This window comes from Natrinema pallidum DSM 3751 (assembly GCF_000337615.1).
GTDB classification, from domain to species: Archaea; Halobacteriota; Halobacteria; order Halobacteriales; family Natrialbaceae; genus Natrinema; species Natrinema pallidum.
Map to the genome: position 1 here is coordinate 19,377 of NZ_AOII01000021.1, position 12,803 is coordinate 32,179.

Annotated in this window: 11 protein-coding genes; 4 read left to right on the forward strand and 7 right to left on the reverse strand. The window is 62.3% G+C overall.

The window, feature by feature from the left end:
• Positions 1–106: 106 nt before the first annotated feature.
• Both C487_RS02335 and C487_RS02340 read right to left on the reverse strand, forming a co-directional pair.
• Positions 107–1,144, reverse strand: coding sequence for a hypothetical protein (locus C487_RS02335; RefSeq protein WP_006184062.1), 1,038 nt, complete (start codon positions 1,142–1,144; stop codon positions 107–109).
• 2 nt (positions 1,145–1,146) lie between these two features.
• A complete protein-coding gene (locus C487_RS02340; protein WP_338045810.1) occupies positions 1,147–2,235 on the reverse strand; it encodes an eCIS core domain-containing protein in 1,089 nt (362 codons plus the stop codon).
• A gap of 301 nt (positions 2,236–2,536) precedes the next feature.
• Here C487_RS02340 and C487_RS02345 point away from each other — a divergent pair, with 301 nt between their 5' ends.
• Positions 2,537–5,449 carry an ATP-binding protein gene (locus C487_RS02345; RefSeq protein ID WP_049907814.1) on the forward strand — a complete coding sequence of 971 codons (2,913 nt, stop codon included), beginning with the start codon at positions 2,537–2,539 and terminating at the stop codon, positions 5,447–5,449.
• Between the two features lie 18 nt (positions 5,450–5,467).
• Here C487_RS02345 and C487_RS02350 read toward each other — a convergent pair whose 3' ends face one another.
• Positions 5,468–6,085 carry a DUF4255 domain-containing protein gene (locus C487_RS02350; protein WP_006184065.1) on the reverse strand — a complete coding sequence of 206 codons (618 nt, stop codon included), beginning with the start codon at positions 6,083–6,085 and terminating at the stop codon, positions 5,468–5,470.
• A 677-nt stretch (positions 6,086–6,762) separates the two neighbouring features.
• Here C487_RS02350 and C487_RS02355 point away from each other — a divergent pair.
• Entirely contained in the window at positions 6,763–7,773 is a 1,011-nt protein-coding gene (locus tag C487_RS02355) for a J domain-containing protein (RefSeq protein ID WP_006184066.1), read from the forward strand.
• 2 nt (positions 7,774–7,775) lie between these two features.
• Here the strand turns inward: C487_RS02355 and menD are convergent, their stop codons facing one another.
• The 3 genes from menD to C487_RS02370 form a co-directional block, all read right to left on the reverse strand.
• On the reverse strand, positions 7,776–9,590 hold the full coding sequence (menD, locus tag C487_RS02360) for a 2-succinyl-5-enolpyruvyl-6-hydroxy-3-cyclohexene-1-carboxylic-acid synthase (protein WP_006184067.1): 1,815 nt from the start codon (positions 9,588–9,590) through the stop codon (positions 7,776–7,778).
• A 12-nt stretch (positions 9,591–9,602) separates the two neighbouring features.
• A complete protein-coding gene (locus C487_RS02365; protein ID WP_006184068.1) occupies positions 9,603–10,946 on the reverse strand; it encodes an isochorismate synthase in 1,344 nt (447 codons plus the stop codon).
• A gap of 61 nt (positions 10,947–11,007) precedes the next feature.
• Positions 11,008–11,604, reverse strand: a complete 597-nt coding sequence (locus C487_RS02370) for a sulfite oxidase-like oxidoreductase (RefSeq protein ID WP_049907816.1) — start codon at positions 11,602–11,604, stop codon at positions 11,008–11,010.
• A gap of 270 nt (positions 11,605–11,874) precedes the next feature.
• On the opposite strand from C487_RS02370, the gene C487_RS02375 reads away from it, so the two are divergent.
• Both C487_RS02375 and C487_RS02380 read left to right on the forward strand, forming a co-directional pair.
• A complete protein-coding gene (locus C487_RS02375; protein WP_006184070.1) occupies positions 11,875–12,174 on the forward strand; it encodes a hypothetical protein in 300 nt (99 codons plus the stop codon).
• Positions 12,175–12,319: 145 nt separating this feature from the next.
• Complete coding sequence (locus C487_RS02380) at positions 12,320–12,547, forward strand: ribbon-helix-helix domain-containing protein (RefSeq protein ID WP_006184071.1); 228 nt, start codon at positions 12,320–12,322, stop codon at positions 12,545–12,547.
• A 1-nt stretch (position 12,548) separates the two neighbouring features.
• On the opposite strand, the gene C487_RS02385 is transcribed toward C487_RS02380, so the two are convergent.
• Positions 12,549–12,737 (reverse strand): DUF7550 family protein, encoded by a 189-nt coding sequence (locus C487_RS02385; protein ID WP_006184072.1) that lies wholly within the window; start codon positions 12,735–12,737, stop codon positions 12,549–12,551.
• Positions 12,738–12,803 lie beyond the last annotated feature (66 nt).

Consider the following 12,803-nt stretch of genomic DNA (forward strand, 5'->3'; position numbering starts at 1 on the left):
CGTCATCATTTTTGATCTACATTTGACCACTGAAACCCCTCACACCTACTACCAGATGTTAATATAATGACTCTTGTTTCATATTATCAGAAATGGATCAGAGAGCCTACCCGCCGAACAACGCACGTTTAATCAGTCCACTCAGTGTTTTTGCTTGTGACGGTCCTGTAAGTGCGCCACTCTCAATTGCACCCGTGTTGAAGCCTGGTTGGCGATATCCCTCAATCTCGGCATCAGTGAGATGATACGGTTCGTATACGTCCGTATGCTGGTAGCGGATCGTTTGCTCGTAGAGACCCTGGCCCAGAATGCGGAACGGTTCCGGTGGCTCGATTCCTAAGCGAAGATATGCGTCTCGAACCTGGCACGTCAAGTGGTGCAACACTAATCCTTGAATAATCTCCGGCGAAAGATCGTTTTCCAGGGTTGTCTGCGGTGGCGTCATCTGGAGTTGGGCATCTGCTGGTCGGTCCTGTGTGTGTGAGCGCTGGCCGACGGTTTTCTCTTCTACAGCGCCGAGTGAGCCTTTTGTCTGGTAGAGAACATCCACTGCAGAGACTTCCTCGAGCGGGTCATTACTTGCATCTAGGCGTTCGGTCACCATATCCCGCAATGCCGACACCAGATCGTAATCGTCCGTAATTCCCTCGACGTAGTTGAGTGGATCCAACTCATCAAGAGCGGCGAGATAGTCCTGAAAATCCAGACTCAGAAATACATCTGCACGGAAGACGATTCCACCGCCAGCCTCGTTGTGGGGAACCTCAACGATTGGATCGATATCTGGCCGGAGTGCGCTATGATATTGGTGAGCATACTCGCCGAAGTAGTCGATAAACTCCTCGAAATCGAGATCGAAGACTGCCCCGAGCGTATGAGCAAGCCACTCCGGTGTCAGTCTAGGTTCGAACGTTGGGTATCCGCGCTCGCGCTGGGCGTGGTATCTGGCGTAGGCATGTGTCTGTTCCAGATGAACTGCGTCATTGTTTGATTGTTTGGCTGCCTTGTATGGATAGGCATCTTGATCATGTGCCGTTATCTCTCCATCTTTTTTTCGGACATCCAAAACGTGCTCTACACCATTGTTATCCCGCAAATTGACACCGATTAGCTCGTCAGTTTCACCGGTAATTACAGCTTTCATATCTATACTTGGCCTCCTTCACCAGCCTCAGTGTCTGTGCCAACTGGCAAGTCAATACCCATTTGCTCGAAGAAAGCCAACACCCGGTCTTCAATTCCAAGGCGTTTGCCGACTTCATAAATAATATAATAATCGTTACGGTGAATTCGATCCTTCCCGACGTGAATCGTCCCTCCAACGGCTAGTGACACAGCTATTGCTTCTGGCTGGCTAAGACTGAATTTTGTACTCAGTGTTTGTGCGATTCCGGTGGTAGCCCCAGCTGAAACAGCATACTCGGCGTACTTGTATGCATCCCGAAGGCGATCGGAGTCAATATCGGTATCAACAGAGTTCAGTTCGGCTTCCTCTAGACCAGTTTCGACCTCGTTAAGCGAGACATCACCCGTGAGGAGATCGCGACGTGTCTTGTCAATTCGTTGTATATGAACAGCTGTCTGAGCCAGCCGTTGAATGCCCCACTCGTCGCCGGTCATCACCTTCTGAGCGGTCTTTTCAGCTTCACGTTCCAACTGCGGATCCGGATCAATCTCTAACTCCAGTCCTTCTTGGGGCAACATGGAAATCGCGCCACCAGTCTGTTGACGGACGTGCGCGAGTTCGTGCGCTAAGACATGTTGACCTTCGGGTGAAGAGGGGTCGTACTCGCCAGCATTGAACGCGATATGATTACCGACGGTGAACGCGCGGGCGTTGATCTCTTGGCAGGCTTCTGCCGCTTTCGGCCCCGTATGAATCTGAACGTCGCCCAGCGAGTCACCCATACGCTCTTCGATCGCCTGCTGGATAGAAGCGTTCAGCGAGCGGCCGGGAGATGAAAGTACCTCCCGGACGGAGTCTGGCACACCCGTGTCACCCGCAGAGCCAGTGTCGTGCTGGGCCTGTGTGCTTCGCTGGAGCGATGCGAGGTTTTGCCGTGAGTTATCGTCGGGGACCGCCGCTGGCCGTTCCTCAATGCGCTCACGAACCGCTTCGGCGCGAGCGCTGGCTAACGGACCCAATCCGGGATCCTGAGGCGCTGCCGCCTGTGGCACGCGCTGGATCAATGCATCGACAGCCGCTCCTGTCGTCGATACCGTCTGGCCGGACATCTGCCCGGTCTCCGCCTTTGTGGCCGTTCGAGACTGACGACGTGCCGATTGTGATGTGTCCGTCTCGTCGGTCGACGTTCGTGATCGGGTTCGGTCGGAGCGATTTTTCATCGCCGTCCTCCGTGATCGAGGCAACGTTCGGTTGCTGTCCGATCCCTATAGGCCATTATCAATATTTTCAAACCGCCACACAATAATTCTTTCTTTTATACTTGTATCTCTTCTTCATCCCGAACAGATTGTATTCTCCACTTGATTAGCGAGACGAAAGGTTATTTGTTCCCATACATGATCTGGTAGTATGTACGAACGGGCTGGCGACCATCTCCAAGCAGAATTCGATCGAGTCTTGGTCGCACTGAATGCGCTAACTGAAACGGAGATGGGGGTCGATAAATCGAATGTGGATCAACCAGCGACAGAGGAATCCGATATCGCTGTAGACGCTGTCGGAACCCTCGCAACTGTCGGACAGACAGTTCGGTCAATTGTTGGAGAGAAACAACAAGCAGATCAGTCCACGGAACAGTCGCCAACCGTCGCCCTCCAAACGACGCTCGCGGAGTTAGCGGCCGAGCTCGAGCACAACCTTGGCCGAGCACGAGAAACAGGTACTGAACTTCGACTTGATCGAGTTGCACAGTCGTTCGACCTTTCACGGGTCCATCTCGACGTATTCTTACTCACGCTCGCACCCGAATTCGACAGGAGAGTGACATCAATCTATGGCGAACTTGCCGGGACGGGCCAGCCTATATTTCCGACAGTGAATGTTCTGGAAAATATTCTCATCCGAATGGGGCATGGGACACACGACAACACTGTCTCGCCAGGAGAGGCACTCGCTACTACGTCACCCCTATTCGAGTACGATTTACTCGTCCGTCACGCCGGAAAAGCCAGCCAACCGCCCGGTTTTGACACTATATCCGTCGACGACCGCATCGTCCGCTACCTCAAAGGTGACCATACCATTGATCCCACTCTTGCTGACACCGTCACGATCGAACAAGACGAGTCGAGGCTTGACGATCTCATTTTTGACTCCGAAACGACAGATATGCTCGAGTCGACTGCCGAACGCTCGCGTGAGGTCGACAGACCGACGGTTTACTATTTCTCCGGCGAGGATGGAACCGGAAAAGACCGTTTGCCAGGAGTGCTCACTGAGCCCGAGAAACCGGTCCTCCGCGCCGATGCTGCCGCCATCTTCGAGGACGACGAACTCATTACCCGTCTGATCCGCGAGGCCGCCTTGCAAGAGGCGGCGATCCACCTCGAAGGGGTCGAGGCGATCACGGGCGACGAAGAAGGACCGACGCTTGACGAAGAGGGCGGGGACCTCGAGATTACGGCTGACGAGGGAGGCTCCGTTGATACCGTGGTCGACCGCCTCGACGACGCACCCGGCGACGTCTTCCTCTCCCACACCGATCCCTGGAAGCCCGACGTCGACCTCGAGCACCATCGCGTCGAGACCGCCCACTGTCCGTTTCCCGACTACGAGACGCGGGTGGCCGTCTGGGAGGAGTACCGCGGGGAGTTCGCCGAGGAGTACCTCGTGACGAACCTCGCCACGAACTTCCGGCTGCCACAGCGGGACATCCGTCGTGCCGTCGAGACCGCCCGCTATCTCTGTCGCACCGAGGCTGACAGCGATGCCCTCGGAGACCGCGACGAGCCCGAGGCTCACGAAGGAGACCTGTTCGCTCCTGTCGACGAAGCGTTGACCCGCGAGCACTGCTACGCGGCGTGTAAACGCTACTCGGCGAGCAACCTCGAGGCGCTGGCCGAGCCGATGGAACCGGGGTATACCTTCGACGACATCTATCTGAACGACAAACCGAAGACCCACCTGCGAGAACTCTGTGGCCACCTCCAGTACCGCGGCCAGGTCACCAGCGAGTGGGGGTTCGGCGAACCGGGGGATCGGGGCGACGGCGTCGTCGCGCTTTTCTACGGTCCGCCGGGGACCGGGAAGACGATGGCCGCCGAGGTCATCGCCAACGAAACCGGCCTCGATCTCTACCGGGTCGACCTCTCCCAGATCGTCAACAAGTATATCGGCGAGACTGAAAGCCGGCTGGCGGCGCTGCTCGAGGAAGCCGAACGCTCGAACGCGATCTTGCTGTTCGACGAGGCCGACTCGCTGTTCGGCGAGCGCACGGATGTGGGCGACTCGACCGACCGCTACGCGAACAACGTGACGAACTTCCTGTTGCAGCGCCTCGAGTCGTTCGACGGCGTCGCGCTGCTGACGACGAACAAACGCAGCGGGATCGACCCGGCATTCAAACGCCGCATCGCCCATTCGGTCCTGTTCGACGTTCCGCAGGAACGGATTCGCCGCCGGATTTGGAAGGACGTCTGGCCCGCCGACGCCACCGTCGACACCGACGGCTTCGACTACGAGTTCCTCGGACTGTTCTCGATAACGCCGGCGGTCATCAGGAAAGTCGCGAAGTATGCGGCCTACATCGCCGCCACCGAAGCCCACGACGGCCACCCGTTGACGGACTCGGCAACCGCCCTCGACGACATCACCATTACCTTCGACCACGTCGTTCTCGGCTTGCAGTACGCCAACGAGGCCGGCGGTGTCGCCATCGAAGGGGACTTCTTCCAGTACGAGGACAAACTCCGGACTTACGAGAACCAGACCGTCGGCCGCGACGTCGAGACGCTGTTCAAACTGAAATACGGTCTCGACGACCAGTCCGAGTCGGAGACCGACGCCGAGGCGAGGTCGCCCACGGATCGGGAACCGAAAGCCACGGACGACGACGATCGGACGCCCTCGAGCGAGGCCGAGCAAGAGCAGGCGTCGTCCGCCGAGCAGGCGGCTGCCGAGCCCGCATCGCCATCCGAGAGCCCCGAACGCACCGGCGATCTCGAGCCGGAAGACGTCATCTGGCACTTCTACGACGGTATCCGAACCAAAGACCACGAGGCCATCCAGGCGCTCTATCACTCGGATGCGGCGGTCGAACCGCTCTCGTATAAGGAGGTCGTCGCCAAGAACATCAACGACGCGTCGGTCGCCGGAAGGCTCCGCCGCACTACGGACGAGTCGGCCCACGTCGCCCTGGAGTTCGACGAGGAATCCGGCTCGCACCGAATCCCGATGACGTTCGAACTCGAACTCGACGACGGCCGCTGGCGGATCGTGTCGATCTCACACGGGACGCCCGTCGAGACCGACGACGAGGAGTGAGGTTGCCCGCGGGACGCGTTACTGGTCCTCTCCATCCTGCTCGCTGTCTCGCGAAAGGTGAACGTCGCGTTCGCTGACGCGTTCGAACGCCGTTTTCTGGGTCGAATCGATGAGGACTGGGCCGACCCGGTAGCTAGCACAGGGCTGTTTGGGGACATCGGGGAACGAGTTCCACACCTCGAGTACCTCCTGCTGGTCCTGGCCATCGTAGGTGATCGAGAGCTGTTGGTCGCCAAGGGAGTCGGGCAGCGTTTCGGGATCGATGAGGTTGTTATCGTACAACGCCTGCATTGCTTTCCCCAATACCTCGTGCTGGTCGTGGATGCCTTCGGCTTCGTTTTCGGCGTTCGCGTTCGGGAACGCGGTCAACAGGTACTGGCCATCGAGCGCTAGGGGCGGTCGAATCTTGTGTCCGTCGTCGATTGTCGGCGACTCGGAGCCCTCCCCGGAGTGGGTGGAGATACTGTGCAAGTAGAGGCCGAGTCGGACGTTCGAATCGTCTTCGATAGCCGTGGGTGGCAGTGGCTGAATCTGGTGTGTCTCTAACAGGTCGTCGTCTTCAGTACTGGCCAGGCGAACGCGAAGCAGATCGACCAGAAGCGTCGTAAGGTCCTTGAACGCCGTCGGCGACCCCATCAGAGAGACACCTCCGGGGACGAAGTCGGTAATCGGAGATCACAACTGCCGAAACGATTCGACTGCTGACGGGAGACCCCAGCGGCGAATCGAGGGCGATCCTGAGAGACCATACGTCCGAGTGAACGTCCGGTCGACTACTATGTTTGGATGGCCGAGCGTTGGCTCGGTGACATCGATCAAGATCAAAATCGCACTTGGATAAATCGGTCGTGCTCGGCGTCTATAGTAGCAACTGAAACGATTTACACACTGATCGCAACCCCGTCATGCGATCAGGTGTGCATTGACTTTCAGTTGCTACTATAGGTCTCCGTATCGGACACTGGTGCTCCTCCTGTACGCCATCGCTGACGTGCTGTCTGTTATACTCCGGCTATTCGACGCGGAGAGTCATCCGGAGATTAACGGGCGAGCGGCAGCGCCGCTCGGTCGCCGGTGATGGGAGATCAGTGCCAAGATCAGATACTGAATTCATATAGCGTAATATCATATATCTGTTCCATAACACACCAACCTCGCGGGTGTAACGGCCGGCCGGGGGAGACCGCGAAACCGGGGGCTGCCACACGCTGTCCGGACTCGAGTCGGGTTTCCCCGAGCCTGATCGGGGACGACGAGTGACTGTCAATAATCCCTATCGTTTTGGTCAGGGATGCCGAACGAACGGCCGTTCGATGGGGGAGACGTATTACGACGTTCTCGACGTCGATCCGGACGCCAGCCAGGACGAAATTAGCGCCGCGTATCGTGAACGTGTCCTCGAGACGCATCCGGATCACTCCGACGACCCCGACGCAGCCGAGCGGTTCCAGCGGGTGATGACCGCGAAATCGGTGCTCATGGACGAGACGGAGCGCGCGCGGTACGACCGCCTCGGCCACGAGGCGTACGTCGACCTCGGCGACGGAGCGGCCACCGACGACTCGAGCGACGCGTCCGCGCGGTCGGCCACGGCCTCGAGCCGAACGAATGCCGGGCGGACATCGACCGGGAGCGAGACGGGGGCGACTGGAGGGCAGACGACGAACGGGAGGGGAACGGCCGAGTCAGATACGGCCGGCGGATGGACGACCGCGAACGGCCGGCGGACGAGCGAGCGAACCGACACCGAAGACACTGACGGAACGAAGAGCCACCACGCACGACAGCGGTCCAAGCGCCGCCGGCAACGAGCGAAACGGCAAGCGGCGGCCGGCTGGTCGTTCGACGGGACCGAGACGGCGCGTTCGAGCGCCGAAACGGCCACGTCCTCGGGGGCCACGTCGGACGCGACGACGGATGCGACGGACACAGCGGACCCCGAGGAGACCACGTACTCCGTCCACGACTGGAACGACGAGGTCGACCTCGAGTGGGACGGGCCGAGGATCGATCAGACTGCAGTCATCTCGCTCGGCACCGCTGCGCTCCTCTATCCGCTCTTCGTCGCCGCGAGTCTGACGCCGCTGTTTTCGTTCCCGGTCAACGCGGTCGTCGCCGCCTGTACGCTCGCACTGATCGGCTATCTACTGACGATGCCGCGGATCGCGGCCGTGACGTTCGGGGTCTGGAGCGTGCTCTTTCCCGTCGGCATCGTCCGCTTCGAATCGGTCGAACTCCTCTCGCTGTTCGGCCTGCTGGCGCTGGCCTTCGCCTGGATTCCGCTCGGATACGCGGGTGCACTCTGGTGGGTCCTGCGGCCCTGAACTCAGTCGCGGTCGGACTCGAGCCCGTCGAGCGCGTCCTCGACTCGCGTCTCGAGTGCATCGCGTCGTCGGTGACTCGCCGCCGAATCGAATTCGACCGCAAGTACCTGTGTCCCCGTGCGCTCGAGGGACCGTCGGTAGGCGTCCGCAAACGCCGGGGGCGCGACGCGATCGAACTCGAGACCGTATGCGTCGGCGAGCGCGTCGAACCCGACGCCGTGGGGCGTTTTGAACTGGTCGGTGAACGGTGGATCGAACGCCTCGATGGGGAGTTCATGGAAGATGCCGCCGCCGTCGTTGTCGAGGAGGACGATCGTGGCGTCGACATCGCACCGATCGACCGCAAGCAGCCCGTTCGAATCGTGATAGAACGCTAAGTCGCCGGTCACGAGCACCAGCGGCTCGTCGGTCGTGCTGCCGGCACCGAGCGCCGTGCTGGCGATCCCGTCGATCCCGCTCGCGCCGCGATTCGCGAGCATCGTCACGGCGGCGGTCCGCGGCCGGGCGAACCGGTCGGCATCCCGGATCGGCATGCTGTTCGAGACGAAGACCGTCGCCGGGTCCGGCGCGTTCGAGACCACCGACGCGAGGATCGCACCCTCGAACGGGGCGGACTCGAGCGCATCAGGGGTCAGCGCCGCGTCGCGGATCGCCCAGTGGCGGCGCTCGGCCGCGTCGAACCGGGCCCGCCACGCGTCGTCGGACCCGGCCTCTGCGGCCGTCACCGTCTCGAGCAGTTCGTCGACGACGGTCCCGTGATCGGCCGCGAGCAGATCGGTCGCGGTAAAGGTCGCCTCGCGCCAAGCGCCTGCGGGATCGACGAGGAACTGTCGAGCGTCGGCGTCCCGCAGCCAGTTGCGGAGCGGTTTCGACGTGGGGGACGCACCGAACCGGAGCACGACATCCGGCGACGGCAACTCGGGGACGTAGGTATCGTAGCCGCCGTAGATCGTTCGCGAGTCGTCGTCACCGTCGTCCGCTCCGCCGACGTGGGGGCCGAATCGGAGTCCCGAGAGCGGGTCCGCGAGGACCGGCGCGCCGAGTCGGTCCGCGAGGTCGGCGACGGCTGCGGGCTCGAAATCCGCGAGCGTCGCCGGATCGGCGGGGCCGGCGACGATCAGCGGTCGGTCGGCGGCCGTGAGCGCGTTTTGGAGTCGACGATGATCGTCGTCCGCGAGCGTCCGCGTTCCGCCGCCGGTATCGACGAAGGGGCCGTCACGTCCCCGTCCGGCCGTCGTCTGGACAAAGGAGTCGGGCACGTCGCCCGGCACCGCGATCGGCTCGAGGGGTTTCCGGAACGGACAGTTCAGGTGGACTGGACCGGGCTCGACGCCGAGGGTCTCCGAAAGCGCCCGCGCGGCGGTCGTCCGGAGGCTCCGGACCTTCCGTTCGTCGGCTTCGGGTTCCGGAAGCTCGGCGTACCAGCGGACGGCGTCGCCGTAGAGCTTGGTCTGGTCGACCGTCTGGTTCGCACCGCTGTCGCGGAGTTCGGGCGGCCGGTCCGCCGTCAATACGAGCAACGGTACTCGCGCCTGAGCCGCCTCGATCACGGCGGGGTGGAAGTTCGCGGCTGCCGTTCCGGAGGTACAGACCAGCGCCGTCGGCTCGCCGGTCCGGCGGGCGCGTCCGAGCGCGAAGTAGGCCGCCGAGCGCTCGTCTAACTGCGAGTAAACATCGATTTCGGGATGCTCGGCGAACGCAACCGTCAGCGGTGTCGAGCGGCTCCCGGGGGCGATACAGACGGCATCGAGGCCCCCCTTTGCGAGTTCGTCGGTGAGGATGCGACCCCACAGGGTCGCGCGGTTCGGTGCGGACATCGGAGTCAGGTACTACTGCAGTTCATCGAGGATCGGACGGTACTTCAACTGTACTTCGTCCCACTCTTCGTCGGGGTCGCTATCGCCGACGATGCCGTTCCCGGCGAAGAGCGTCACCGTTCCGTCGGCCGCGATGCCGGACCGAATAGCGACCGCGAACTCGCCGTCGCCGTCGGCGTCGAACCACCCCACCGGCGAAGCGTACCAGCCCCGCTCGAACGTCTCCGTGTCCCGAATCGTCTCCCAGGCCACGTCGGGTGGGACGCCGCCGACCGCGGGCGTCGGATGCAACGCCTCGACGATCTCGAGGACGTGGCGGTCGCCCGACAGCGTCGCTTCGATCGGCGTCTGGAGGTGTTGAATCGTTGCCAGTCGCCGGATCGTCTGGTCGCTCACGGTGAGATCGCGCGCGAGCGGGGCGAGTTGCTTTCGAATCGCGTCGACGACGAGCCCGTGTTCGTGCTGGAACTTCTCGTCGGCTCGCATGCGGTCGACGTGCTCCTCGTCTTCGGCCGGCGTCTCCCCGCGGGGCACCGACCCGGCGAGCGCTTCCGTCTCGACGCGCTGGCCGCGTTTCGAAACCAGTCGTTCGGGCGGCGCACCGAAGAACGTGCCGCCGATATCGTGGCTCACCAGAAACCGGTAACAGTTCGGATACCGTCGACGCAGGCGCTCGAGGGTCGCGGGAACGTCGACCGGCCCCTCGAGCGTCACCGAAAGGGCCTGCGCGAGGACGGCTTTCGTCAAGCGGCCGTCGGCGATCCGCTCGAGCACCGCCTCGACCTGGCTGGTCCACGTGGCGGGGGAAGTCGTGCGCCGCGTCGCGGCGACGCCGGGCGTCGACCCGCTTGGTCGCATCGCCGGCAGCGCCGTCAGGCGCGCGTGCCAGCGCTCGAGTCGGTCGTCGACGTTGTCGCTGCGATTTCCGACCGCGGTCAGCCACGTTCCATCGTCGGTCCTGGCGACGAGCACCTGCGGGACGACGAAGGAGGCGGCGTCGAACCCGGTCCAGGGCGGGGCCGGCTCGTGGCCGTCGTGAAACGAGACGCCGCCGAAGGCTCGCGGGCGGGCCGCTTCGGGGCCGTCGTGGACGAGCCCGTCGAAGGCGCGGCTCGCCTGTGTGCGCACGCGGTCGAACCGGTCGGGACCGGCGGCGGTGAAGCGAGCGGCGACGCCGCGACCGACGAGTTCGAGACCGCCGGGCGTAGCCCACTGGACGCGTGACTCGGCGCTCCCGTCGAGAATCGCACTGAAAGAAACACCCTCGAGTTCGCGACTCCGGCTGACGAGGTCATCGGCACCGTTAACCGACGCCGTGTCACCCGTCAGTCGGCCATCGCCCAACGATCGATCCATCGACCGCACGTCAGGACCGCCCGGCCTTCAGCCTAACTATTCGCCGACCGGAACGGGCACGCTAACTGTACCGCTCCTCCTGCCACGGGTCCGCCGTCTGCGAGTAGCCCCGCCGCTCCCAGTAGCCACGTTGGGGCTCGGTGAGGAACTCGATCCCGTCAACCCACTTCGCACCCTTGTAGGCGTACCGGTGTGGCGTGACGACGCGGAGCGGTCCGCCGTGATCCTCGGGGAGCGGGTCGCCGTCGAACGCCCAGGTAAAGAGGACCTCCTCGCGCATGCAGTCCTCGAGTGGCAGATCCGTCGTGTAGTCATCAAGCGCGGAGAACATGACGTGGACGGCGTCGTCGTGGACGCCGGCTCGTTCGGCGAGTTCGGGGAAGGGGACGCCGGTGAACTCGCAGTTGAACTTGCTCCAACCGGTCACACAATGGAAGTCCTGGCGCTGGGTGACGCTTGGCAGGTCCCGGAACTCGTCCCACGAGACGGACAGTTCCTCGTCGACTGCGCCGGTGACGGTGAACTCCCACGTGTCGGGGTCCCAGTCGGGCGTCCCACTCTTCGAGAGGACGGGAAACGCACTGGTTTCGCGCTGTCCCGGCGGCAGCCGCTCGTCACCGAACTCCTGATAGAGATCCGTCACGTCCGTTACATCCATACTCGTGGGTACGTCCCGAAAGACGTAGATGTGACGCCTCGTCGTCAGTCGCCGATCGCCGGGTGACTGGGCACGTTCGCATCCGCGATACAGGACGGCCGGAGCCATCGATCGCCCGCACACACGAGCAGTCCGCGAGAAACACCCGATTGACACTCGGGGACGGGGTTCGAAACTGACTGTAACGGTCACGAAGCGAGGGACAACTCGAGTGTTTCCCGCGAAACCCTCGCCACCACTTAGTACGGTCTCGGCGAGAGATAGCGATGCATGGCAAGCACAGAACAGTTCACGGAGCGGGAGATGTCCGGACAGACAACGGCGGAAGTCGGTGAACAGGCGATGGGGCCCGCGTTCGTCGCGTCGGCGGCGTCGGTCGGCCTCGCGCTGTACTATTATTTCATTCAGGGCGAACGCGAACTCGGAACGTTCGTCGGCCTGTGGCCCCCGACGATCCTCGCGTTCGCGAGCTACTTCAACCAGCGGCGGATGCGCAAACAGTTGCAGACGCTGACCCAGCCCGGAACGAAACTGCGGGACGCGATCGACTCGGTAATGGGTGGCAGTTGAATCGGCCCGCGGACCTCACCCACGCGGTCCCTGCAGCGGCGTTGCACCGCGAGAGACGCCATCGATCCGACCGCGACCGGGCTCCGTCTCGTCGGTATTGGCTCCCCGTCAAACCTAAATACCCCCTCGCCGAAAGCCGAATCAGATGCCGAAAGTAGAGATCACCATACCGGAACACCTCGAGATGCAGATCGCCCAGATGGTCGAACGCGGCGAGTTCGTCAACCGCGAGGAGGCGATCGAGGACCTCCTTTCGACGGGCATCAAGGCCTACAAGACCAGTGGACCCTCCGACGAAGAGGAGGGAGCAACCGGCGGCACCGGCTTCGAAGACGACGGCATGATGGGCCACGACGACGAATACGTCTTCTAGCTTAGACGCCGACTGCGAGCAACGGTATTCCGAACGCGATCGCCGAGCCGACTAGCGCGACGAGTATCCCGATCAGGACGGCTCGCGCCGAGTACTCGCTCATCGGCGCGGTCGTTCGGTCGGCGACGAGGTCGTGGCCGACGGCCGCTCCCGTGTCCTGTTCTGCCGACTGCTCCGCGTCGTCTGACATACGTGCGTGTTGCCGGGTCGAGACCTTAAAGACATCTCTCTCGCCGGCGCACGACCGCAGCGCTCG